The sequence below is a fragment of the Roseateles subflavus genome (assembly GCF_030285365.1).
In the GTDB taxonomy this organism is placed as follows: Bacteria; Pseudomonadota; Gammaproteobacteria; order Burkholderiales; family Burkholderiaceae_C; genus Roseateles_B; species Roseateles_B subflavus.
This window is the reverse complement of sequence record NZ_JASVDS010000001.1, coordinates 13,684-36,420: the sequence shown is the minus strand read 5'-3', so window position 1 is coordinate 36,420 and position 22,737 is coordinate 13,684. Positions and strand designations below refer to the sequence as shown.

17 protein-coding genes are annotated in these 22,737 nt (G+C 72.0%); 7 read left to right on the top strand and 10 right to left on the bottom strand.

The genetic code is table 11. The annotated features are described in order from the left end of the window. The first annotated feature begins 64 nt into the window (after window positions 1–64). Window positions 65–796 carry a proteasome-type protease gene (locus tag QRD43_RS00140; RefSeq protein WP_285980436.1) on the top strand — a complete coding sequence of 244 codons (732 nt, stop codon included), beginning with the start codon at window positions 65–67 and terminating at the stop codon, window positions 794–796. 39 nt (window positions 797–835) lie between these two features. Here QRD43_RS00140 and QRD43_RS00135 read toward each other — a convergent pair whose 3' ends face one another. From QRD43_RS00135 to QRD43_RS00125, 3 genes are all read right to left on the bottom strand, one after another. Then, window positions 836–2,806 carry an RDD family protein gene (locus QRD43_RS00135; protein ID WP_285980435.1) on the bottom strand — a complete coding sequence of 657 codons (1,971 nt, stop codon included), beginning with the start codon at window positions 2,804–2,806 and terminating at the stop codon, window positions 836–838. 72 nt (window positions 2,807–2,878) lie between these two features. After that, window positions 2,879–3,757, bottom strand: a complete 879-nt coding sequence (gene nadC / locus QRD43_RS00130; RefSeq protein WP_285980434.1) for a carboxylating nicotinate-nucleotide diphosphorylase — start codon at window positions 3,755–3,757, stop codon at window positions 2,879–2,881. Between the two features lie 48 nt (window positions 3,758–3,805). Further along, window positions 3,806–4,507, bottom strand: a complete 702-nt coding sequence (locus QRD43_RS00125) for a fumarylacetoacetate hydrolase family protein (protein ID WP_285980433.1) — start codon at window positions 4,505–4,507, stop codon at window positions 3,806–3,808. A gap of 98 nt (window positions 4,508–4,605) precedes the next feature. Between QRD43_RS00125 and QRD43_RS00120 the strand changes: the two genes are divergently transcribed. After that, the gene (locus QRD43_RS00120) at window positions 4,606–5,793 is read left to right on the top strand and encodes a septal ring lytic transglycosylase RlpA family protein (protein ID WP_342399028.1); all 1,188 of its coding nucleotides are present in this window, start codon (window positions 4,606–4,608) and stop codon (window positions 5,791–5,793) included. An 85-nt stretch (window positions 5,794–5,878) separates the two neighbouring features. Next, window positions 5,879–7,414 (top strand): methyl-accepting chemotaxis protein, encoded by a 1,536-nt coding sequence (locus tag QRD43_RS00115; RefSeq protein ID WP_285980432.1) that lies wholly within the window; start codon window positions 5,879–5,881, stop codon window positions 7,412–7,414. Between the two features lie 7 nt (window positions 7,415–7,421). Here QRD43_RS00115 and QRD43_RS00110 read toward each other — a convergent pair whose 3' ends face one another. Continuing rightward, on the bottom strand, window positions 7,422–8,177 hold the full coding sequence (locus tag QRD43_RS00110; RefSeq protein WP_285980431.1) for an SDR family oxidoreductase: 756 nt from the start codon (window positions 8,175–8,177) through the stop codon (window positions 7,422–7,424). A gap of 65 nt (window positions 8,178–8,242) precedes the next feature. Here QRD43_RS00110 and QRD43_RS00105 point away from each other — a divergent pair, with 65 nt between their 5' ends. Then, the gene (locus tag QRD43_RS00105; RefSeq protein WP_285980430.1) at window positions 8,243–9,490 is read left to right on the top strand and encodes a GGDEF domain-containing protein; all 1,248 of its coding nucleotides are present in this window, start codon (window positions 8,243–8,245) and stop codon (window positions 9,488–9,490) included. Continuing rightward, a complete protein-coding gene (locus QRD43_RS00100; protein ID WP_285980429.1) occupies window positions 9,484–10,647 on the top strand; it encodes a GGDEF domain-containing protein in 1,164 nt (387 codons plus the stop codon). The genes QRD43_RS00105 and QRD43_RS00100 overlap by 7 nt, the downstream gene beginning before the upstream one ends. 66 nt (window positions 10,648–10,713) lie before the next feature. Here the strand turns inward: QRD43_RS00100 and QRD43_RS00095 are convergent, their stop codons facing one another. Together QRD43_RS00095 and QRD43_RS00090 are read right to left on the bottom strand one after the other, a co-directional pair. Next, complete coding sequence (locus tag QRD43_RS00095) at window positions 10,714–12,351, bottom strand: GGDEF domain-containing protein (protein ID WP_285980428.1); 1,638 nt, start codon at window positions 12,349–12,351, stop codon at window positions 10,714–10,716. 414 nt (window positions 12,352–12,765) lie between these two features. Continuing rightward, window positions 12,766–14,283 carry a CoA-acylating methylmalonate-semialdehyde dehydrogenase gene (locus QRD43_RS00090; protein WP_285980427.1) on the bottom strand — a complete coding sequence of 506 codons (1,518 nt, stop codon included), beginning with the start codon at window positions 14,281–14,283 and terminating at the stop codon, window positions 12,766–12,768. Between the two features lie 137 nt (window positions 14,284–14,420). On the opposite strand from QRD43_RS00090, the gene QRD43_RS00085 reads away from it, so the two are divergent. Beyond that, on the top strand, window positions 14,421–15,392 hold the full coding sequence (locus QRD43_RS00085) for a LysR family transcriptional regulator (protein ID WP_285980426.1): 972 nt from the start codon (window positions 14,421–14,423) through the stop codon (window positions 15,390–15,392). Window positions 15,393–15,609: 217 nt separating this feature from the next. On the opposite strand, the gene QRD43_RS00080 is transcribed toward QRD43_RS00085, so the two are convergent. Next, window positions 15,610–16,182, bottom strand: a complete 573-nt coding sequence (locus QRD43_RS00080) for a flavodoxin family protein (RefSeq protein WP_285980425.1) — start codon at window positions 16,180–16,182, stop codon at window positions 15,610–15,612. A gap of 347 nt (window positions 16,183–16,529) precedes the next feature. Between QRD43_RS00080 and QRD43_RS00075 the strand changes: the two genes are divergently transcribed. After that, window positions 16,530–17,159, top strand: a complete 630-nt coding sequence (locus QRD43_RS00075; RefSeq protein WP_285980424.1) for a YecA/YgfB family protein — start codon at window positions 16,530–16,532, stop codon at window positions 17,157–17,159. A gap of 84 nt (window positions 17,160–17,243) precedes the next feature. Here QRD43_RS00075 and QRD43_RS00070 read toward each other — a convergent pair whose 3' ends face one another. The 3 genes from QRD43_RS00070 to QRD43_RS00060 all read right to left on the bottom strand — a co-directional run bounded on the left by QRD43_RS00070 (window position 17,244) and on the right by QRD43_RS00060 (window position 22,591). After that, window positions 17,244–19,709, bottom strand: coding sequence for an alpha/beta hydrolase family protein (locus tag QRD43_RS00070; protein WP_285980423.1), 2,466 nt, complete (start codon window positions 19,707–19,709; stop codon window positions 17,244–17,246). Between the two features lie 133 nt (window positions 19,710–19,842). Then, complete coding sequence (locus QRD43_RS00065) at window positions 19,843–21,174, bottom strand: Hsp70 family protein (protein WP_285980422.1); 1,332 nt, start codon at window positions 21,172–21,174, stop codon at window positions 19,843–19,845. A gap of 100 nt (window positions 21,175–21,274) precedes the next feature. Further along, complete coding sequence (locus QRD43_RS00060; RefSeq protein WP_285980421.1) at window positions 21,275–22,591, bottom strand: D-amino acid dehydrogenase; 1,317 nt, start codon at window positions 22,589–22,591, stop codon at window positions 21,275–21,277. Window positions 22,592–22,737 lie beyond the last annotated feature (146 nt).

Genomic DNA, 22,737 nt, shown 5'->3' with positions numbered 1-22,737 from the left:
CCCGATCCCTGTTCCCCGTGGCCCGGCCGCCAGGGGGCGCTGCACTTCGCGCTAAGCTGCTGCCATGACCTACTGTGTTGCCATGCGCCTGCGGGCCGGCCTGCTCTTCGCATCGGACTCCCGCACCAATGCCGGGGTGGACCACATCGCCACCTTCCGCAAGATGAGCATCTTCGAGACGCCGGGCGAACGGCTCATCACCCTGCTCAATGCCGGCAACCTGGCCACCACGCAGAGCGTGCTGAGCCTGCTGCGCCAGCGCCTGCACCAGGACGGGCCGCACCTGCTGAACGTGCCCTCGATGTACCAGGCGGCCGAGCTGCTGGGGCGCACGCTGCGCGAGGTGGTCGAGCGCGACGCCGGCAGCGGCACGCTCAGCCAGGGCGTGGACTTCGGGGCGAACTTTCTCGTGGGCGGGCAGATCCGCGGCGAGCCGCCGCGCCTCTTCCACGTCTATCCGCAAGGCAACTTCATCGAGGCGACCGAGGACACACCGTATTTCCAGATCGGCGAGTCCAAGTACGGCAAGCCCATCATCGACCGCGTGATCGACTTCGACTCCAGCCTCACCGAGGCCACGAAGTGCACGCTGATCTCCTTCGACTCGACGATCCGCTCCAACCTCTCGGTGGGCCTGCCGCTGGACCTGCTGCTGTATCGCACGGACAGTCTGGCGCCGGCCCAACCGCACCGCGTGGACGGGGACGACCCCTACTTCAACCGGCTGCGTCGCGGCTGGGGGGAGGGGCTGCGGCGGGTGTTCGCCCGCCTGCCCGACGAGGACTGGTTCCGCTGAGCACCACCGGGGCAGGCCTCCGCCGCAGCGTCCGGGCGCTCAGCCCGGCACCTGGAACATCAGCCGCTCGGCCAGCTCGCGCTGGGGGGTGCGCAAGGCACCGCTCTGGCGCAGCAACTGCAGGACCTGGTCGCAGCGCGGGGCGGCCGCGGCGCCGGGCTGCGGGCCCCACCAGTGCGCCAGCATGCCGGGCGCCAGGCCGCCCAGGCTGCGTCGCACGACCTCCAGCTCGACGGCCGTGGGCTGATTGCTGGCACGGCGCTCCTTGGGCGCGTTGACGGCCTCCTGCAGCCAGCTGCTGCTGCCCACCTGCAGCTCCAGCGGCAGGAGCCGGCGCAGGATCAGCTGGCCGGCGAGCAGGCCCTGGCAGGCCTCGGGGCTCTGGGCCTTGGCGGCCTTCAGCTCGGCCTCGACCTGCTGCACCAGCTTGTGCCGCTGCACGGGCCGCAGCTCGTGGATCATCGTCGCCATCTGCTCGGCGACCACCATGTAGCCGGCCGTCTGGACGGCGTCGTCGGGCAGGCCGGCCTGGCGGGCCGCCTGCATGCGCTGGGCCGCCTGCTCGATGCTGCCGGTCGTGCGGCCCTCGAGGGCATACCAGGCCGGGTTCGCGTTCAGGGCCTCGACATAGGCCCGCACCGGGCTGTCGGTGCCCATGGGCAGGAAGATGTCGAGGGTCTTGGGCGGCTCGGGGATCAGCGCGTGGCTGATCAGCTCGTCCATCGTCGGGTACCACATGCTGCGGGACGGCGTCTTCAGCGTGCGGGTGATGAAGTGCTCCGGCAGGTTCAGGTTGCGGTAGGTCTTCTCGAGCTCCTTGTTGGCCAGCTCCTCGAAGACGGGGTTGTAGGTGCCGGTGGAGGCGCGGTGGAAGCCGAGCCGGGCATCGGGCATCAGCTGGCGCTTGGGCGCCGCCAGGAAGAGGATCGTGCAGGCGCTCTCGCAATGCTCGACCACCGTGGTGCTGGCGCCGGAGCGGCCGGCGATCATCTCCGCCATGCGCTCGGCCTCGTAGACCCGCCCGCCGGGCGACTGCAGCTCGAAGCGCTGCAGCTGCGGCTGCGCCTTCAGGATGGCGTCCAGGCGCGTGGCGTCGCCCATGCCGATGGGCCCTTCCAGGCGCACGGTGCTGCCGTCCTCGGCCACGTGGAACTCGGTGCGGCCGATCGGGTCGATGCCGCGGGCCATCTGCCAGTACTCGCCCAGCTGCGGCAGGAAGCCCACGAGCAGCGACGCCGCGATCTGCAGCATGCCCAGGCCCATCAGCAGGCGGGCGCCGTAGCCCCACAGCGCGGAGCCGTTGCGGTCCAGGTAGCGGCCCGCGGAGCGCCAGGCGCCCACCACGCACCAGGTGTGCAGGGCCAGCATCAGGGGCCAGCCGAGCATCACGGCGATGGCGCCGGCCTGCAGGTGCTCGCCCTTGGCGCCGATCCAGCTCATCAGCCCGGTGATGAGCATGGCCATGGGCGTGGACAGCAGCAGGTTGTTGATCCAGAAGCTCTGCACCAGGCTCTGCTCGCCCAGCCAGTGGCGCTGGAGGTAGCCCATCTCCTCGGGTTCACCTTCGACCCGCGCGCGGCGCCACACGACCTGGGTGCCGGCCAGGCGGTCATGCCAGCTCTGGCCGCGCGCATCCGCCGCGGCCCACCACAGGCCGAGCCCCAGCGGCAGCAGGGACACCACGGCCCCGATCCAGCGCAGCGCGGTCTGCTTCAGCGTCGGCTTCTCGCCGGTGTAGAAGTCCACCACCCGGATGCCGCTGAACAGCATGCCGAAGCTGGCGCCCTGCCAGGTCCAGAAACCGATGAAGTACAGCGCCGGCAGCAGCCAGTTGACGAAGAGGCTGACCGGGCTGAAGTCGTCCAGCCGGCTGACCAGCCGATGCTGGCTCACCCACAGCAGGGGGGCGCCGAGCATGACCAGCAGGGCGGCGTCGATGCAGAAGGCCTGCACCCGCACCGGCAGCGTGGCGGGCCAGAGCTTGGGCCTGGGTTTGAAGCGTGGATCCATGTCACTCCCTCAGCGCCGGAGCCTCATGCCCCGGCCGCGCAGCCCCGGGAGTGTACGCAGGCGGGGCGGGTGTCAGCCCTGTCTGTCGGCCGGACCTTCGACGCGCATGGAGTAGTCCACGGCCTTCACGTCCTTCGTGAGCCGGCCGATGGAGATGCGGTCCACGCCGGTGGCCGCGATCCAGCGCAGCTGGTCCAGGGCCACGCCGCCGGACACTTCGAGCAGCGCCCGCCCGGCGTTCAGCGCCACGGCCTCGCGCATCATGGCTTCGGTGAAGTTGTCCAGGAGCACGCTTTGCGCGCCGGCCTCCAGGGCCTCGCGCAGCTCGGCGATGGATTCGACCTCGATCTGGATGTCCACGCCCGCGTCCAGGGCCTGTGCGGCCCGGAGCGCCGCGCCCACCCCGCCGGCCGCGGCGATGTGGTTCTCCTTGATCAGGATGCCGTGGTAGAGCGCCAGGCGCTGGTTGGCGCCGCCGCCCACGCGCACGGCGTACTTCTGCGCCAGACGCAGGCCGGGCACCGTCTTGCGGGTGTCCAGTACGGCGCAGCCGCGCGGGTTCGGGCTGGCGCCGGCGATGGCATCGACGTGCTGGCGCGTGAGCGTGGCCGTGGCCGACAGCAGCTGCAGGAAGTTCAGGGCCGGCCGCTCGGCGCTCAGCAGCGCGCGGCCGTCCGCCACGAGGTGGCACACGAGCGTGTCCGCCTGCATGCGGGCGCCTTCCTCATAGCACCAGTCGATGCGGCTCGACGGGTCCAGCGCCCGGAAGACGCCCTCGAACCAGTCCCGGCCGCACAGCACGGCGTCCTCGCGGACGCGCACATGCGCCTTCACGGCACGCCCGGCGGGCACCAGCTGCGCCGTCCAGTCGCAGCGGCCGATGTCCTCGAACAGGGCATCGCGGATGTTGCGCTCGCGCGCCTCTTGCAGGGATTCGTCGTGGTCGAACATGGCAGGATCAGGAACAGCGGTGCAGGGCGCCGCCACGGCGCCCGGAAGTCATTCGGCAGGCCCGATTGTCAGGGCGATGGCGCCCAGGCCGGCGATCTCGCCCTCGAGGCGGTCGCCCGGCAGCACCGGGCCCACGCCATCGGGCGTGCCGGTGTAGATCAGGTCGCCCGGCTTGAGGTGATAGAACTGGGAGAGGTTGGCGACGATCTCCGCCACGTTCCAGATCATGTCCGCCAGGTCGCCGCGCTGCTTCTGGACGCCGTTGACGGCCAGGGTGATGGCGCCGGCGTCCATGGGGCCGCACTCGGCCACGCGCACCAGCTCGCCCAGCACGGCGGACTGCTCGAACCCCTTGGCGACGTCCCAGGGCCGGCCGGCCTTCTTGGCCTCGGCCTGCAGGTCGCGGCGGGTCATGTCCAGGCCGGGCGCGAAGCCCCAGATGGCGGCGCGCGCGACCTCGGGGCTCACCTTGAACACCGGCGCGCCCAGGGCGATCACCAGCTCCATCTCGTAGTGGTAGTCCCGCGTGCCGGGCGGGTAGGGCACGGTGGCGCCGCTGTGCACGAGGGCGGAGGGCGGCTTGGTGAAGTAGAAGGGCGGCTCGCGGCTGGGGTCTCCGCCCATTTCGCGGGCGTGGGCGGCGTAGTTGCGGCCGACGCAGAAGATGCGGGAGACGGCGTAGCGGCGCTCGGTGCCGCGCACGGCGGCGCTGGGCTGCTCGGGGGGCGTGAAGATGTAGTCGCTGTTCATGGCGCAGGGCGGCTTCGGCGAAGCCCGCAGCATACAAGCCCACCGTCCCCGGCGCGAAGCCCTTGGCGTGACCGCCGGCATGGTTTAGGGTTGCGCCCATGTCACGACCGCCCCTTTTCCGGACGGCCGCCCGGGTCTGCCTGGCCGCTGGGCCCGCGTCCCTGCCTGCCTCGTTCTCGCTGCCGTTCCCTCCGCCGTCCGGGCAGGGCCGGCGGCACCCGCTTACGCCGCTCGCCAGCGCCGGGCTGCTCGTGCTGGCCCTGCTGGGCGGCTGCGCGAGCCGCGCGCCGCTGCCCTCGCCTGGGCCGGGCGTCCCGCGCGCGCCAGCGCCGGGCGCGGACCGCGACGGTCCGCAGGCGCAGGTGCCGCCCAACCTCGGCCAGGTCCCGGATGCCGAACCGCGCCTGGAGCCGATCCGCAAGGGCGGCCCCAACAAGCCCTACGAGGTGGCCGGCCAGCGCTACGAGCCCCTGACGGACGACAGCCCGCTGACCGAGCGCGGCCTCGCGTCCTGGTACGGCCGCAAGTTCCACGGCCGGCCGACCTCCAGCGGCGAGCTCTACAACATGTACGCCATGACGGCAGCCCACGCCACCATGCCCATCCCCAGCTACGCGCGGGTGCGCAACCCGGCCAACGGGCGGGAGGTCATCGTGCGCATCAACGACCGGGGGCCCTTCCACCCCGGCCGCATCGTCGATCTCAGCTACACCGCCGCGCTCAAGCTGGACGTGCTGCGCGGCGTGACGCCGGTGGAGGTCGAGCGCATCACCTACGACGACATCCGCACCGGTGCCTGGCAGCGTCGGGACGACGCCACGCGGCTGGCGCAGGCGCGCGACGGCCGCGCGGCCGCGCCCGCTGCGCCCGTCGCGCCTGTCGCGCCGGCCCCCGCGGCGGCGGCGCTCCCGCCGGTCGTCCAGGGCGGCGCGGGCCTGCCGCAAGACCTGACCCCGCCTCCGGCCCCCCGCGCCGCCATCGATCCGCCCTTGGCCCAGACCGGCGCCGCGCCCGGCATCCCCGACGGCGGTGCCGCCCCGAAGGCGGCCAGCAAGGGCTTCTGGGTGCAGCTGGGGGCCTTCTCCCGCATGGACGGCGCCGAGGCCTTCCGCCAGAAGCTCAGCCAGGAGCTGGACTGGATGGCGCCGCTGCTGGCGATCTTCAAGGAGGCCCAGATCCACCGCCTCCAGGCCGGGCCCTACGCCAGCCGGGAGGACGCCCGCAGCGCCGCCGAACGCATGCGCCAGGCGCTGGCGCTCACGCCTGTGATCGTGGAACGACGCTGAAGCACATGGCGTGACGCAAACCCTGTTCCCCGTAGGGTCGCAGCGCTACAGTTGGCTCACAAGGCATCGCCCCGGGAGCTTTCCTATGCGGTTCGGAAGCATCAAGAGTCGTCTGGTCCTGTTCTCGGGCCTGCTGATCGTCCTCCTGGGCATCAGTGGTGGCTGGAGCCTTCATGCCCTTGGGCGCGTGAACGCGGCCATGGAGACGGTCTACAACGACCGCGTGGTGCCGCTCAAGCAGCTGAAGCAGATCTCCGACGCCTACGCCGTCAACATCGTGGACACCACCCACAAGGTCCGCGCCGGCACGCTGGACACGGCCGCGGGCCTGCGCCTGCTGGATGAGGCCGAGCGCAGCATCGCCACGTACTGGAAGGCCTACAACGAGACCCTGATCGAGGGGCACGAGGCCGAGCTGCTGGCGAAGGCCAAGCCGCTGAAGGGGGCGGCCGAGGCCGCGGCGAGACGGCTGCGGGACATCCTGACCCGCCAGGACCGCGAGGCGCTCGACGCCTTCGCCGCCAAGGAGCTCTACCCCGCGATCGACCCGTTCACCGGCGCCGTCTCGGAGCTCGTGGACGAGCAGCTCGCCGTGGCCGAGACGGAGTACGCGACGAGTCAGGCCACCTACCGGCGCTCGGTGCAGATCGTGCTGCTGGTCTTCGCCGTCGCCGTGCTGGCGGCGGTGACACTGGCCTGGCGCACGGTCATGGCCATCATGCGTCCGCTGCGGGAAGCGCTGCGCCTGGCCAACGCCATTCGCGAGCGCGACCTCAGCCAGCGCTCGGCGCTGCAGGAGCACAACGAGATCGGGCAGCTGCTGGAGGCCATGCGCGAGATGCAGGAGGGCCTGGCGCAGACGGTGCGCGAGATCCACCGCAGCGCGGGCACGGTCTCGGACGCCTCCGGCGAGATCTCGCAGGCCAGCCACGACCTCAGCGCCCGCACCGAGATCCAGGCCTCGGCCCTGGAGCAGACGGCCGCGTCGATGGACGAGATGGCTGCCGCCGTGAAGAACAACGCCGCATCCGCCGAGCAGGCCAATGTGCTGGCGCATGAGGCCTCGGGAACGGCCGAGCGCAGCGGCGAGGCCGTCGGCCGGGTGGTCAGCACCATGGACCAGATCAACAGCAGCTCCAAGAAGATCGCGGACATCATCGGCGTGATCGACGGCATTGCCTTCCAGACCAACATCCTCGCCCTCAATGCTGCGGTCGAGGCCGCGCGGGCTGGTGAACAGGGCCGCGGTTTCGCGGTGGTGGCCGGCGAGGTGCGGGTGCTGGCCCAGCGCAGCGCGCAGGCCGCCCGCGAGATCAAGACCCTCATCGGGGACAGCGTCGCGCATGTCGAGAGCGGGGCGGTCGTGGCCGCCGAGGCCGGCCGCACCATGGCCGAGCTGGTCACGCAGGTGCAGCAGGTGACGGCGATGCTGGGCAACATCTCCACCGCGACGCGCGAGCAGAGTGCCGGCATCGCGCAGGTCAACACGGCCATCACGCAGCTGGACACCAACACCCAGCAGAACGCGGCCATGGTGGAGGAGTCCTCCGCCGCCGCGACGAGCCTGGCTCAGCAGGCCCAGGCGCTGGCCGGCATCGTGAACTCCTTCCGCCTGGGGTGATGCCGTCTCAGCGGCCGCCGGTGACGTCCAGCAGGGCGCCCGTGGTGTAGCTGGCGGCGTCGGAGAGCAGCCAGACGATGGCCTCGGCCACCTCCTCGGCGCGACCCAGGCGCTGCATGGGAATGCCGGCCGCGGCGGCGGCGAGCTCGTCGCCCATGCCGCTGTCGGCGTGGATGTCGGTCTCGATGATGCCCGGGCGCACGCCGTTCACCCGGACGCCCTCGGTCGCGATCTCGCGTGCCAGGCCGACGGTGAAGGTCTCGACCGCCGCCTTGCTCGCGGCGTAGTCCACATAGAGCCCCGGCGAGCCCAGCAGCGCGGCGCGCGAGGACAGGTTGACGATGGCGCCCCCCGAGCCGCCGTGCGCGCGGCTCATGCGGCGCACGGCCTCACGGGCGCACAGCATCGTGCCCATCACGTTGACCGCGAAGACGCGTTGCCAGCGCTCCGGGCTCATCTCCTCGACGCGGGCCCGCGGCGCGACGATGCCGGCGTTGTTGACCAGCCCCGTGAGGCGGGCCTGCGGGCCGAGCTGGGCGTCCAGCCGTTCGAACAGGCCGAGCACCTGTGCGGTATCGGCCACATCGGCCTGCAGCAGCGTCGCCTGGGCGCCCAGCGCCCGCACCTGTGCCGCCACCTGCGCCGCCGCGGCGGCATCCCGGTGGTAGTTGAGCGCCACGTCGTAGCCCTCGCGGGCGCAGCGCACGGCAGTGGCGGCGCCGATGCCGCGGCTGGCGCCGGTGATCAGGACGATCTTCTTCATGGCACTCATTGTGGGGTCAAAGTCGATGCCAACGGACTGGGTCCGTGGGGCGAATCTCTGGGAAGATGGGCACGCATCAAGCCAATGCCAGCCCGGCCTTTCACTTGCCGCCCATGATCGAACTGGACTCCAGCACCCTGCTCCTGGTCAACGCCCTGTTTGGCGTGTTGGCCGTGGGGGTCTGGTTGGTGCTGGCCTTCCCCTTCCGCATTGCCCGGCGGGCCTGCCTCCTGCTGGCGATGGCGCAGACGGTGATGCTGCCCACGCTGGTGGCTGGCCCGGGGCCGTTCCGCGAGCTGTCCGGGATCTGTCTGCTGGTGGCGCTGGGGCTGCTCAGCCTGAGCCTGCGGCAGCTGCTGCGCCTGCGCCAGCAGCGGCTGGACCTCCTGGGTCTGCTGGCGCTCGGCCTGCTGGCCGACCTGGCCCGGCTGTCCGGCCTGCCGGCCCCGATCTCGATGGCGCTGACCGCCCTGTGCATGGCCGCGCTGGCCCTGCTGGCCGGGCGGGACCTCCTGCTGGGCAGCCTCGGCCTCGACGGCTGGCTGCGGGGGGGCCTCGTCGCCCCGTATGCGGCCATGACGACCTACCTGATGCTGCGCGCCATCGCGCTGATGGAGCCTGAGCAGGCGCCGCAGTGGCTGTTGCAGGATCCACGCCAGCATGCGGGCCTGGCGGCGGCCTGGCTGGTGCTGGCGATGGCGATCTCCGGCGGGCTGGTCGCGCTCGTGCTGAGCCGGCTCATCCAGCGCATCGAGGCCCTCACCAGGCACGACCCGCTGACGGGGCTCTTCAACCGGCGCGAGCTGCGCGAGCAGCTCGCCCGCCAGCAGGCGCGGGCGCAGCGGGGGCATGTCCATGCGCTGCTGATGCTGGACCTCGACCACTTCAAGCGGATCAACGACGAGCTGGGCCATGCCGCGGGCGATGCCGCGCTGTGCCATGTGGCGCGTCTGCTGCGCGCCGCCGTGCGCGAGCAGGACTGCCCGGCGCGCTATGGCGGCGAGGAGTTTGCGCTGCTGCTGCCCGACACCACGCTGGCGGGGGCGATGGTTCTCGCGGAGCGCCTGCGCGAGGCGCTGGCCACCAGCGTGTGGAGCTGGCACGGCCGCCACTGGTCGCTGACGGCGAGCTTCGGGCTGGCGCTCTCCAGTGCGGCGCCGCCGTCCCGGGGGCGGGTGCCGCCCGCCAGCGCCAGTGAGCTGCTCGTGGGCGAGGCCCTGGTCGATGCCGCCGATCGCGCGATGTACATGGCCAAGAGCAAGGGGCGCAACCAGGTGTGTCTGGCCCCGCTGCCGGGGAGTGCGCCATGCTGACCGTCAGCGCCCAGACCCTGCTGGCCGCCACGGTCCTGATCCTGCTGATCGCCAGTCTGCTGTGGGGCGTCTTCGCCTATGGCCTGAAGCTGCAGCCGCAGGCTTCGCGGGCGATGGCGGGAGCCAATGTCTTCCTCGCGATCGCCCTGCTGCTCAGCGGCCTGCGGAGCGAGCTCCAGCAGCCCTGGCTGACCGTCTATGCGGCCGACCTCGCCGGCACGGCTTCCTTTGCCCTGCTCTGCCTGGTCCCGGCCTGGATGGATGCGGGCCGTCCGCCGTGGCGCACCCCGGCCGCCCTGATGGCCCTGGCCATCGTCCTGCTGCCCGGCTTTCCCCTGGGCTGGCCGCTCCGCCTGCACACCACGGTGCTCTATGGCGTGCAGGCGCCGCTGCTGGGGCTCGCGACCTGGCATGCCTACCGGCTGGTGCGCCGCCACACGCGCCGGGCCTTCGCGCTGGCGCTGAGCCTGCCGCTGGGGGCGCTGACGCTGCTGCTGGTGGTGCGCGCCGTCGAGCCGCTGCTGTGGCCCGGCAACACGCCGGACCTGCGCGCCGGCAGCGGCTTCAACGTCGCCTGGCTGTGGGCCGGCCTGCTGCTGGGCATGGTGGTCAACGCGGTCGTGGCCTTCCTGGTCCTGGCGAAGCTGATCCTGCACATCCGCAGCCTCACGCTGTGCGACCCGCTGACCGAGGCCCTGAATCGCCGCGCCATGGGTCAGGCGATGGAGCAGGCCCACGCCCGCTGGCGGCGGGGGGAGTCCTACGCCCTGGTGCTGCTGGACCTGGACCACTTCAAGGCGCTCAACGATGTGATGGGCCACGGCGCGGGCGACCAGGCGCTCAAGGACCTGGTCTCCGCCCTGCGGCCCTGCGTGCGGGATGTCGATGCCCTGGGGCGCTGGGGCGGCGAGGAGTTCGTGATCCTGCTCTGCGACACGGACCTCGCGGGCGCCGCACTGGTGGCGGAGCGCATGCGGGCAAACCTGGAGGCCCTGCCCTTGCGCTGGGGGCCGGACCAGCGCCCGCTCACGGCCAGCTTCGGCGTCGCGGCCGTGGAAGGGCAGGATGCGAGCCCGGAGACCGTGCTGCTGCGCGCCGACGAGGGCCTCTACCGGGCCAAGCAGCAGGGGCGCAACCTCGTCCAGGCGCCACGCTGAGCCGGGCCGCCGTGCGGCTCAGGCCTGACCGTGACGCCTGCTCGGCCGCGTCGCCGTGGCGCTCGATCAGGCCAGGGCGACGCGATTGCGGCCGAGGTGCTTGGCGCGGTACATGGCCGCATCGGCACGGCTGATGAGCAGGTCGGTGGAGTAGGGCGGGGCGCTGGCCAGGCCGATGCTCAGCGTCACCACGAGGCCGGGGGCCAGGTCTTGCCAGGGGTGGGTCTCCACGCTCTGGCGCAGGCGCTCGCAGACCTCGAAGGCGCGATCGGCGACGGTGTCGGGCAGCACCGCCAGGAACTCCTCGCCACCGTAGCGCAGCAGCAGGTCGCTGCCCCGCGTGTTCTCGCGCAGGAGCTGGGCCAGCTGCTGCAGCACGGCATCGCCGATGGCGTGGCCGTGCTGGTCGTTGATCTGCTTGAAGTGGTCGGCGTCGATCAGCGCCAGCGTGAGCGCCCGCTGCTGCTGCTCGCAGTCGACGATCAGCGCCGGCATGCGGGCCTCGAGGAATCGGCGGTTGCCCAGGCCGGTCAGCGGGTCGCGCTGGACATGGGCCTCGAGCTCCTGGGTGCGGGCGGTGAGCACGCTGACCTTCTGGTGGGCCTGGTCCGCGGCGGCACGGGCCTGCTCGGCCTCCAGGCGGCTGACGAAGAAGCGCGACTGCGCCATCAGCTGCGCCACGCTGCGGCGGCGCTCCAGGCGCTGGAAGGCCTCGAGGTGGTGGAGGGCCTCGTCGAGGTTGCCCTCGGCCTTGGCGCAGCGGTAGGCCACGCGGTGCAGGCGCAGGGCCTGGTAGCTGTTGAACAGCACGGTGGTTTCGTCCTGCACGGCCAGCACATGGGTCCAGGCCCGCGCAAGGTCGTCCTGGGCCAGCGCCAGTTCGGCGAGGTTGCAATGCACACGCCCGGCCAGGGCATCGAACTGGCGCGCCTGGGCCTGGGCCAGCGCCGCACGCAGATAAGGCTCGGCCTCGCCCAGCTCGCCCATCAGCAGGAGCACCTCGCCGAGGTTGCTGTCCGTCAGGGCCAGGGCATAGAGCTCGCCCAGCTGGCGCGCATGCGGGCGGACCTCGCGCCCATAGTGCAGCGCCCGTTGCAGGGCCTCCTGGCAGGCGCTTTCGTGGCCGCTGTCGCGCATGAGGTGGTACTCGCCCAGCGCCGTCGTGCAGAGGTTGTTCAGGGTGATGACGCGTTCGTAGGCCGTGGCCTCGTCCCGGGCCAGGGCGGCGGCCTCGTTCATCAGTCGCTCGGCCTGCCAGGGGTCGCCCATGCGCTCGAAGCAGGCACCCAGCGCATTGAGGGCGGCGGCGAGCACGCGCTTGTCCCCCAGGGCCCGGGCCAGCTCGTGGCCTTCGTTGGCGCAGTTGAGCCCGGTCTCGAAATCCCCCAGCTCGGAGGCCGCCAGGCTGGTCCAGCGCAGCAGTTCACACAGCTGGGCGCTGGGCCCCAGGGGCCGCATGAGCGCCTGGACCTCCTGCGAGAGCTCCAGCATCTCCTGCAGCTCGCCGCGCCGGTAATGGAAGTAGACACGCAGCCGCCCCGCCTCGATCTGCTCGGCCAGGAATCCCAGCTGCCGGGCGTGGGACCAGGCTTCCGACGCCCGGGCAAGACCCAGCTCCAGCGTGGCCTCATGCTGGGCATCGCGCGCCTCGGCCAGGCACTGGGTCAGCTGTTCGGTGAGACGTTCGGTGAGTACGGTGGGCATCGGCGGCGTCGGCTTCAACTGCAATGAAGCGAAGCCGGCAAGGGTAGCCGAAAGTTCGGGACCGACCGCGTGCTGAGATCACGTTTGCGGGCCCGTCTGCCCGTCCCGCGCACCGCGGGGCGCCACCACCGCCATTCCGTCACTGCAGGCGGCGGCGGGACCGCAAGCGCCCCCGGCGGCGCGAGTGTCACGCAGAAGACAAAGCTCGCTGCGCGGAACCGGACCCGGACCCGGACCCTGCGCCTGAAGCCGCTTCCCGGCCGCACGAAACCCGCAGGCGACCCCGACACGTGACCCGGGCGTGTGACCCCGACACGCGACCCGGACACGTGACCCGGCCATGCCGGATCTCGATCACCCACGCGGCGCCGCTCGAGGCCCGCCAACGCCCCGGTCGCGTGGCGGACGGCGTGCTCAGCGGTGCGTGGGCATCATGAACTCCGCGCCCTTGGCCATGCTGGCCGGCCAGCGCTGCATGACGCTCTTCTGCTTGGTGTAGAAGCGCACGCCCTCCTCGCCGTAGGCGTGCATGTCGCCGAACAGGCTCTTCTTCCAGCCCCCGAAGCCGTGCCAGGCCATGGGCACGGGGATCGGCACGTTGATGCCCACCATGCCCACCTGGATGCGGCGTGCGAATTCGCGGGCCACGTTGCCGTCGCTGGTGAAGCAGGCCACGCCGTTGCCGAACTCGTGGGCGTTGACGAGGTCCACGGCCGTGGCGAAGTCGGGGACGCGCACGCAGGCGAGCACGGGGCCGAAAATCTCTTCGCGGTAGATGCGCATGCCCGGGGTGACGCGGTCGAACAGCGTGCCGCCCGTGAAGAAGCCGCCCTCATGTCCGGCGACCTGATGGCCACGGCCATCGACCACCAGCTCGGCGCCCTCGGCCACGCCCAAGGCGATGTAGTTCTCGATGCGCTCGCGGGCCTCGCGGGTCACGACGGGGCCCATCTCGGCGGCCGGGTCCATGCCATTGCGGATCACCAGGCTGCGGGCGCGCTCGGCCAGCTTGGGCATCAGGCGGTCCGCCGCCTCGCCGACCAGCACGGCGACCGAGATGGCCATGCAACGCTCGCCGGCCGAGCCGTAGGCGGCGCCGATGAGGGCGTCCACGGCCTGATCGATGTCGGCGTCGGGCATCACCACCATGTGGTTCTTGGCGCCGCCCAGGGCCTGGACGCGCTTGCCCTGCGACGCGCCGGTCTGGTAGATGTACTGCGCGATGGGCGTGGAGCCGACGAAGCTGAGCGCCTTGACGTCCGGGTGGTGAAGCAGGGCGTCGACCACGGTCTTGTCGCCCTGCACCACGTTGAAGACGCCGTCCGGGAGGCCGGCCTCCTTCAGCAGCTCGGCGACGAGCAGGCTCGGCGAGGGGTCGCGTTCGCTCGGCTTGAGGATGAAGGTGTTGCCGCAGGCGAGGGCCACCGGCGCCATCCACATCGGGACCATGAAGGGGAAGTTGAAGGGCGTGATGCCCGCGACCACGCCGAGGGGCTGGCGCAGGGTCCAGTTGTCGATGCCGTTCGAGACCTGCTCGGTGTAGTCGCCCTTGAGCAGCTGCGGAATCCCGCAGGCGAACTCGACCACGTCGATGCCCCGCGCGACCTCGCCCTGGGCGTCGCTGAAGACCTTGCCGTGCTCGGCGGTGATCATGGCGGCCAGGGTGTCGCGGTGCGCATGCAGCAGCTCGAGGAACTTGAACATCACACGGGCGCGGCGCAGGGGCGGGGTGTCCGCCCAGGCGGGGAAGGCGGCCTGGGCCGCGGCGACGGCCGCCTGGACATCCTCCACGGTGCCCAGCTGCAGCTGACGCGCCACGGCGCCGGTCGCCGGGTTGAAGACGGGCTGGCGGCGCTCGCCGCTGGCGGCCACGCGCTGGCCGGCGATGTAGTGGCCCAGGTCGCGGGCATCGGTATAGGCAAGGGTGCTCATGGGAACTCGATTCGGGAAGGCTGGGGAATGAGGGCAGTCTAGGGAGCGCCGCCCGCCCTGCCTAGCCCGGGAGGCTGACATCATTGTTCAGATTGATGAACAATCGAGAGGCCTGACTCCCGCCGATCGGACCCGCCATGACCGCTTCTGCCCCTGCGCCTGCCGCGCCGCCAGCGCCCCGTCCCGCCGTCCGCGAGGAACAGCTCTGGGTGCAGCTCCAGGCCCTCGTGGCCGTGGCGCGCCTGGGCAGCTTCACGCAGGCGGCGCAGCGGCTCGGGCTCTCCAAGGCCGCCATCAGCCAGCGGATTGCCGAGCTGGAGCGGCACCTCGGGCAGCAGCTGGTCCAGCGCAGCACCCGCTCGGTGCGGCTCAGCGACGCCGGCCGGCGTCTCGTCGAGCAGGCGGAGCCGGGGCTTCAGCTGCTCAGCCGCAGCCTGAGCGAGGCGCTGGAGGCGGCCGGCACGCCGCGCGGCCTGCTGCGCGTCACCGCGCCGGTGGCGCTCGGGCGCCAGCACATCGCCCCGGCGCTGCCGGCCTTCTTCGAGCGCTACCCGGAGATCCGCATCGAGCTGGACCTGTCCGATCGCCTCGTCGCGCTGGCGCAGGAGGGCTTCGACCTGGCCATCCGCCACACCAGCCGGCCGCCGGACACCCATGTGGCCTTCAAGCTCTGCGCGTCCCAGGCCCTGCTGGTGGGGAGCCCGGCCTACCTCGCACGCGCGGGGCGGCCGCAGCATCCGGCCGAGCTGGCCGGGCATGCCTGCCTGCCGTACCTGCGCTCGGGGCCGGCGCAGTGGTTCTTCGCCCGCGGGCGGGGCGAGGCCGTCGAGCGCGTGCGGGTGCCGGTGCAGGGCCCGCTGCGGGCCGGGAACAGCGAGGTGCTGCGCGAGGCGGCGCTGGCGGGCCTCGGCCTGGCGCTGCTGCCCGACTTCAGCGCGAGGGAGGCCCTTCGCCAAGGGCTGCTGGAGCCGGTGCTGCCGGCATGGCGGCCCGTCGACTTCTTTGGCGAGGCCATCTACGCCATCCACCCCTGGAGCGGCCACACGCCGCAGCCCGTGCGTCTGCTGGTGGATCACCTGCGGCAGGGCCTGCGCGCCGGCTTCGACTGAGCGCGCGGGTCGCCCGACGCCGCGCGGACGGACCTTCCGCACCCGCCAAAAAAAACGCCCAAGCACTTGCGTGCTCGGGCGGATAAGTCCTTGGGTAAGGACGTCGTTGGGATCCGTGCTGGCCTCTCGGCCGGCATGGGTGCAACTCTAGGGTTGGCCCGGGGGGCTCGCTATCCCTACTTGGTGGGATGACCCGCGTCTTTGGCAAGCAGATGTTTCAAACCCCCTCAAACCAGCGGGTGGCCTCGGTCAGGGCCGTCTCGTCCGCGCGGATCGCCTCGGGCGCGCCGCCCTTGCCCCACAGGGCGCCCTGCCACTGCATGCCCAGGAATTCGGCGCACAGGCGCGTGCTGTCGATCATGGGCTGAGCCTTGGCGCGGTCGCCGCTGGTCGTGACCAGCCACAGCCGCCGGCCGGCCATGCGGGCCTTGAAGTCCAGGCCGGGCACGCGCATCCAGGCGCTGAAGTGGTCCAGGTAGAGCTTCACGGAGGCCGGCAGGCTGTACCAGTAGACGGGGGCGACCAGCACGAGATCCGTGGCCGCGAGCGTGGCGTCGAGCAGCAGCCGCCCAGCGCCTTCCGGCAGGGGATAGGTGCCGATGTCGTGCCGGTGATCGACGAAGGGCGGCAGCGGATGGTCGGCCAGGCGCAGCCATTGCTGCTCGATGCCTGACGGCAGCGCGGCGGCCGCGGTCCGGGCCAGGGCCTCGGTATTGCCCATCACGCCGGGCACGCGGGTGCTGGCGTTGAGGAACAGGAATCGGCGGGCGGTCGTCGGGGTGTCGCTCATGGCAGGGGGGAGGCAGAAGGCGGGGCGGTGCCGATTGTGCGGTGCCTTCGCCGGCGGGAGGGGCCGCCCCGTCAAAAGCCCTGCGCGAGGAGCTGGGGCCGGATAATGCGGGCATGAGTACCTCCAAGCCGCGCAAGCCCTCGTCGTCCCACCCGTCCGCGTCCGGAGGAGGCCAGCGGAGCCGTCGGCCCACCGAAGGCGGCCCCCAGTCGCCGGCCGCTCCGCGCGGCGGCGCCCGCCAGCCCGGACCGGCCGCCCGACCCGCGCCAGCCGCGGCCCGGCGCCCGGCACCGGCCGCGGCCCCTGTCTCGCAGGCACGGTCCGACGAGCCGTTGTCTGAGCAGGACATGGAGCGCCTGCAGTCGCTGCTCGATGCCGTCCCCGGCCCGCTGGAGCCCCTGGACATCAGCATGCTGGACGGCTACCTCGTGGGCGTGCTGCTGCAGCCCCGGCCCGTGCCCTTCGCGGACTGGGCGCCCTTCGTGCTCGACCCCGACGGCCGCCAGCCGCCGCGCGGCTACGACGGCGAGGCGCTCTTCGCCCTGGTGCGCCGCCGCTACCGCGAGCTGAACACCGCCATCGCCGAGCGCCAGTGGTTCGACCCCTGGGTCTTCGAGCTCGACGAGGACGCCGAGCCCGCGGAGGTCGTGTATGCCTGGGTGGCGGGCTTCGCGCTCGCCTCCGAGCATTTCCCGGACCTGATGGCGGAAGAGGCCTCCGAGCTGCTGGAGCCGCTCGCGCAGCTGTACATGCACCTGGACCCGGACGACCTCGAGGACGCCGACGAGCTGCTCGAGGAGATCGAGTCCCTGGAGCCGCCGACGGACGTGGCCGAGGCTGTCGAGTGCCTCGTGCGTGCCAGCCTGCTGCTGGCCGACGTGACGCGGCCGCTCAAGAGCACGCAGCCTGCCGGTCGGCCCGGTGGCCCGCGTCGACCCGGGCCGGGCGGGCGAGGCGGCCCGCCGCGGCGGCACTGAGCCGGCGCGTCGGCACCGCTGCCGGCATCGCCATCTCGTGGCACGGGGCGCCCAGAGCGCCCCGTGATCGTTTCAGGCCACCGCTCAGTTCAGCGGCTTGCCCTCACCGACCTGGCGCTGCATCCACTGGCGCATCTCCCACAGCGTGTGGCCGATGGATTCACGCGCCGTGTAGCCGTGACCCTCGTAGGGCAGGGAGACATAGCGCACGTGGCCGCCCGTGCCGGACAGCGCCTGGTAGAAGCGCTGGCTCTGGATGGGGAAGGTGCCCGGGTTGTCGTCGCTGTCGCCGTGGATCAGCAGCAGCGGCTCCTTGAGCTTGTCGGCGTAGTTGAAGGGCGAGAGGCGCTGGTAGACGTCCTGCGCCTCCCAGTAGGTACGCTGCTCGCTCTGGAAGCCGAAGGGCGTCAGCGAGCGGTTGTAGGCGCCGCTGCGGGCGATGCCGGCCTTGAACAGATCGGTGTGCGCGAGCAGGTTGGCCGTCATGAAGGCGCCGTAGCTGTGACCGCCCACCACCATGGTCTCGCGTGAGCTGACGCTCAGCTCCACGGCCTTGTCGATGATGGCCTGCGCGTTGCTCGTGATCTGCGCGATGAAGCTGTCGTTGACCGTCTTGGGGTCGCCCACCACGGGCATCGTGGCGTCCATCAGCACGACGTAGCCGTCCAGCAGCAGCATCAGCGGGCTCGTGCCGCCGAAGCTGGTGAAGCGGTTGCCGGAGCCGCTGACCTGGCCGGCGACCGAGGCGTCGGTGAACTCCAGCGGGTAGGCCCACACAAAGGTCGGGCGACGCTCGCCGGCCTGGTAGCCGGGCGGCTTGTACAGCCAGAACGACAGCTCCACGCCATCCGCCCGCTTGAACTTGACCAGCTCGCGCTGCACGTCGCGCAGCTGCGGGGCGGGGTCGGTGTAGCGGGTCAGGGCCTGGACCTGCGAGAGCTCCGCACCGCTGCGCAGCACGAGCTGCGGCACCTCGCTCGCGCTCTCGCGGCTCAGGAGGACCTGGCTGCCCTGGGCGTCCAGCACGGCCAGCGGGCGCTCGTAGTGGCTGCTGCCGGCGCGGAACAGGCGGCGGATGCTGCCATCCGAGAGCTGCAGGCGGTCGAGGAAAGGACGCTCGCCCTCGGGGCTGGCGCCGGCACCGACGAGCCACAGGGCGCCGTCATCCACCCGCATGGCCTGGCGGCCGTTCGGCTGCATGCGGCGCAGGGGCTGGCCGATGTCCTTGTAGCGGTCGCGCGTCGAGCGCTCGCTGATCACGCGGGCCGGGGCCGGGCGGGCGCCGAGGTCCAGCAGGCTCAGGCGCATCCACTGGCGTTCGCGGTCCACATCGGCCTGCACGGCCTGCTGGCCGCCCTCCAGGAACTCGGTCATGGTCGCGCGGCCGATGCTGCGGTGCACTTCCTGCGGCTCGCCGGTGTAGGGCGCGGCCAGGCGCATGAGGCGGTCGCGGTGCTCGACCTTGCGGCGCGGATCGCCGCCGTCGAGGGCCTCGAGCCAGTACACGGCCGCGTCCGCGCCCGGCGAGCTGGTGTAGTGGCGGGGGCCGGTGATGACACCATCCACCGGCACATCCTTCTTCAGCGCGACGGGGGCGAGGGCGCGCAGCACACGGCCCTGGGCGTCGCGCAGGTCGACGTCGCGGGCGAAGTCCTGCCAGGTGACCTGGTAGCTGAAGGGCGGGCGCAGGCGTTCGGTCAAGACCTGACCCTGCGTGCCCGCGGCCTGGAGGCTCGAGAAGAGGCCGGGCTCGCCCAGGGCCTGCAGCGCGCCGGTGCGCAGGTTCACGCGGGTGAGCTGCGAGCGCACGTAATGCGCGAACACGGCCTCGTCCTGCGCGTTCTTCAGCAGGTCCTGCAGGGTGCGTTCCGGGGACTGGCGGCCCAGGGACTCCTGCACCGTCGGGCCGTCCGGGGCCTCGAAACGCGGTGCCGGCCCGGTCTTGGCGGGCACCGCCAGCACCACCATCACGTCGGGGCCTTGCCAGACCGCGTCCGCTTCCAGGAGGGTGTTGAGCTTCAGGCCCTGGACCTTCTTGAGCGCCCCGGTGCCGGGGTCGCCGACCCACAGCTCCACGCCCGTGGGCGTGCGGCGGTTGAGCAGGACATGGCGGCTGTCGGGCGACCAGCGCAGGTGATGGAAGCCGCCACCGGCGGGCAGCGCCACGGTGCGCTCGGCGCCGCCGGCCACCGGGCGCAGCACGAGGCTCTCCAGCGACGGTGTGCTCAGCAGGGGCGCGTGGGCGGCGGGGTCGATGCGCATGCCGGCCAGCTTCAGGGCCGGCCGCGCCAGGTCCGCCACCTGCCGGTAGCGCTGGCTGCGCATCACGGCCAGGGTCTTCTGGTCGGGCGAAAGGCTGTGCGTGGGCAGGGCCGGCGCGTCCAGCACGGCCCGCATGGCCTCGCTGGGCTGCTGGTAGCGGGTCACCGCAGAGGCCGCGTCCGCGGGGGCCTGGGCCGTGGCGGCCAGCGGTGCCAGCGCGCCGAAGGCCAGGCTGAGGGCGATGCAGAGCGCGCGCGGGGTGCGGGCGGGGGACAGGCGGCTGGGCATGGGGACAAGCTCCGGAAGGTCCGCGGTCCGGTCGATCGTGCCGACGATCCGGGCCGCGCGGGAATGGCGTCAGGGGGCTGCCTCGGGAGGCGAAGCCCCGGAATCTAGCAGGGCCGGCCCCCCGTGCCTTTCGTCAGGCCTGGGCGCGGAACAGGCGGGCGGCGTGCAGGCCGAGGCCGGTTGCCACCGACGCGAAGGCGTCGCCCTGGACCCGGCGCGCCGTCGGGTAGTCCGCTGCGATGCGCTCGGCCAGCGGGACGAGGCCGGTGGAGCCGCCGGTGAAGTAGAGGGCGTCGATGCGATCTGGAGTCAGGCCGGCCAGCGCCACGGTCTCGCGCCCGGCCTGGGCAATGCGCTCGATGTCGCGGCCCAGGGCCTGGTGGGCGCCGTCGGCGTCGAAGCGGACCGACAGTCCGGACTCGATCAGGCCCAGGTCCACCTCCACCTGGCCGCCCGCCGCCACGGCGATCTTGGCGTCCTCCGCGCGGCTGGCCAGCTCGTGCCCGAGGCGGTCCTCCACCACCGTCATCAGGCGGTCGTGGTGGCGCGTGTCGCCGTAGAAGCTGCGCATGCTGCGCAGCTCGGCCATGCGCTGCGGGCTGTAGACGGTGTTGATCAGGTGCCAGGTCGCGAGGTCGAAGTAGACGCCGCTGGGCACCTCGCGCGGCACCTGGCCGGGCTTGGCCGGACCGAGGCTGCGGTAGCCGAATTCCGGCAGGATGGCGGCCAGCTCGACGTGGCGGTCGAAGTCCGTGCCGGCGATGTGCACGCCGTGGTTGGCGAGGATGTCCTCGCGGCGGTCCAGCCGCGCCATGCGCTCGGGGCCGACGCGCACGATGGAGAAGTCGGACGTGCCGCCGCCGATGTCGGCGACCAGCACGAGCTGCTCGGCCGGGGCCTGGCGCTCGTAGTCGAAGGCCGCGGCGATGGGTTCGAACTGGAAATGGATGTCGGTGAAGCCCACGGCGTGGGCGGCGGACGCCAGCGAGGCCTGCGCGGCGGCGTCGCGCACCGGGTCCTCGTCGACGAAGAAGACGGGGCGGCCCAGCACCACGCGGTCGATCGCATGGCCCGCGGCGGCCTCGGCCTGGCCCTTCAGACGCTTGAGGTAGCCGGCCAGCATGTCGAAGTACTTCACGCCCCGGCCGCCGCCGGCGTCGGTGGTCTGGTCGATGAGGCTGGAGCCGAGGATGCTCTTCATCGAGCGCATCAGGCGGCCATCGGTGCCTTCCACATAGGCGGCCAGCGCGGCACGGCCGAAGGCGCGGGGCGGGCCGTCGGCGTCATGGCGGCCTTCCGTGAAGTAGAAGACCGCCGTGGGCATGGTGACCCGGCTGCCCTCGAGCGCCACCAGGCGCATGCCGCCCGCGGGGTCGGGAATGGCGACGGCCGAGTTGGACGTGCCGAAGTCGATGGCACAGAAATTGGCGGCGCTGGGGGAATTGGCGCTGGAAAGGGAAGACATGGCGGCGCCCTGAAATGCGGGGAAGGGCGCGGATTGTAGTCATCCCGGCCGACAGGCGCCGGTGGAGCCCGGCCCCGGGCGGCGCCTGGCAGCGGGGCGATCAGGCCGCGGCCAGGCGGCGTGCCGGCGTGGCGGGCAGGGCGTCGCCGTAGAAGCCGAAGCCTTCCAGCGCGGGGCGCTTGCCGCTCAGCAGCTCGGCCACCGCACGGCCCGAGCCGGCGCCATGCGTCCAGCCCAGCGTGCCATGGCCGGCATTGAGCCAGAGGTTGGACGCCTTCTTCGAGCGGCCGATGTAGGGGATGTTCGTCGGCGTGCTGGGACGCAGGCCGGTCCAGTAGTTGCGCTCGCCGAGGTCGGCCACGCCGGGGAAGAGCTCCTCGTAGCGCTTGACCAGGGCGTCGCAGCGCACGCGCGAGGTGGGCGTGTCGAGGCTCGTGTCCATGCCCACCAGCTCGGCCGTGCCGGCGATGCGCACGTAGTCGCCCAGGCGGGAGATGGCGATCTTGCGGGTGTCGTCCAGCAGGCTCACGACGCTGGCCTGCTCGGGCTTCTTCAGGCGCAGGGTGGCCGAGTAGCCCTTGGCGGGGTAGATGTTGAGGAACTCGCCCAGCGGCTTGAGCAGCTGCGGCGTGTAGGAGGCCATGGCGGCGACGAAGGCATCGCCCTTGAGCACGGCCTTCTGGCCGGTGCGCACGTTGGCGATCTGCGCGCCGCTGATGGCCTGGCCCTCGCGCTGCAGCGCCAGGATGTCATGGCCGTACAGGAAGGTCGCGCCGCGTGCGATGCAGGCCTGTGCCAGCTTCTGCGTGAAGACGCGGGCGTCGCCCGATTCGTCGCTGGGCGTGAAGGTGCCGCCGAAGATGTTGTTGCCGAAGGCGCGCAGCGCCGGCTCGACCTTGAGCACCTCGTCGCGGTTCAGGACGCGGCGGTCCACGCCGTGGGCGCGCATGACCTCGGCCCCGGCGGCGCCGGCGTCGAAGTCGGCCTGGCTGGAGAAGAAGTGCAGGATGCCGCGCTCGAGGCGCTCGTACTCGATGCCCGTCTGCGTCACCAGCGACTTCAGCGATTCATGGCTGTAGCGGCCCAGGCGCACCAGCTGCTCCACGTTGCGCTCGAAGGCGGCGTTGGTGCACTGGGTGAGGAAGCTCAGGCCCCAGCGCCACTGCGCCACTTCCAGGCGCGGGCGGAACAGCAGAGGGGAGTCGTCGCGCAGCAGCCACTTGGCGACCTTGAACGGCGCGCCGGCATTGGCCCAGGGCTCGCAGAAGCTGACGGAGATCTGCGCGCCGTTGGCGAAGCTGGTCTCCATGGCGGCGTCTTCCTGGCGGTCGACCACCACCACGTCATGGCCCTCCTCCAGCAGATACCAGGCGGTGGCGACGCCGATGATGCCTGCACCCAGAACGACGACTTTCATCTGTACTGCTCCTGCGAAGGAAGCCCGTGGGCGGGATTCCGGAATGATCGGCGCTTGCTTGGCCGGATTGAAGGGGGAAGAGGGCGGGAAATCGCCGCAGGCGTGAGACGCGACACGGCTGGCGCATTGTCCGGAGCCTGATGCAA

Bases quoted from the DNA above. Each gene is read 5' to 3' on its own strand.
- nadC (WP_285980434.1), bottom strand. From the start codon at position 3,757: ATGTTCGACCACGACGAATCCCTGCAAGAGGCGCGCGAGCGCAACATC.
- QRD43_RS00095 (WP_285980428.1), bottom strand. From the start codon at position 12,351: ATGCCCACCGTACTCACCGAACGTCTCACCGAACAGCTGACCCAGTGC.
- QRD43_RS00075 (WP_285980424.1), top strand. From the start codon at position 16,530: ATGGAGCGCCTGCAGTCGCTGCTCGATGCCGTCCCCGGCCCGCTGGAG.
- QRD43_RS00105 (WP_285980430.1), top strand. From the start codon at position 8,243: ATGGGCACGCATCAAGCCAATGCCAGCCCGGCCTTTCACTTGCCGCCC.
- QRD43_RS00125 (WP_285980433.1), bottom strand. From the start codon at position 4,507: ATGAACAGCGACTACATCTTCACGCCCCCCGAGCAGCCCAGCGCCGCC.
- QRD43_RS00100 (WP_285980429.1), top strand. From the start codon at position 9,484: ATGCTGACCGTCAGCGCCCAGACCCTGCTGGCCGCCACGGTCCTGATC.
- QRD43_RS00140 (WP_285980436.1), top strand. From the start codon at position 65: ATGACCTACTGTGTTGCCATGCGCCTGCGGGCCGGCCTGCTCTTCGCA.
- QRD43_RS00070 (WP_285980423.1), bottom strand. From the start codon at position 19,709: ATGCCCAGCCGCCTGTCCCCCGCCCGCACCCCGCGCGCGCTCTGCATC.
- QRD43_RS00115 (WP_285980432.1), top strand. From the start codon at position 5,879: ATGCGGTTCGGAAGCATCAAGAGTCGTCTGGTCCTGTTCTCGGGCCTG.
- QRD43_RS00120 (WP_342399028.1), top strand. From the start codon at position 4,606: ATGTCACGACCGCCCCTTTTCCGGACGGCCGCCCGGGTCTGCCTGGCC.
- QRD43_RS00085 (WP_285980426.1), top strand. From the start codon at position 14,421: ATGACCGCTTCTGCCCCTGCGCCTGCCGCGCCGCCAGCGCCCCGTCCC.
- QRD43_RS00090 (WP_285980427.1), bottom strand. From the start codon at position 14,283: ATGAGCACCCTTGCCTATACCGATGCCCGCGACCTGGGCCACTACATC.
- QRD43_RS00135 (WP_285980435.1), bottom strand. From the start codon at position 2,806: ATGGATCCACGCTTCAAACCCAGGCCCAAGCTCTGGCCCGCCACGCTG.
- QRD43_RS00110 (WP_285980431.1), bottom strand. From the start codon at position 8,177: ATGAAGAAGATCGTCCTGATCACCGGCGCCAGCCGCGGCATCGGCGCC.
- QRD43_RS00060 (WP_285980421.1), bottom strand. From the start codon at position 22,591: ATGAAAGTCGTCGTTCTGGGTGCAGGCATCATCGGCGTCGCCACCGCC.
- QRD43_RS00065 (WP_285980422.1), bottom strand. From the start codon at position 21,174: ATGTCTTCCCTTTCCAGCGCCAATTCCCCCAGCGCCGCCAATTTCTGT.
- QRD43_RS00080 (WP_285980425.1), bottom strand. From the start codon at position 16,182: ATGAGCGACACCCCGACGACCGCCCGCCGATTCCTGTTCCTCAACGCC.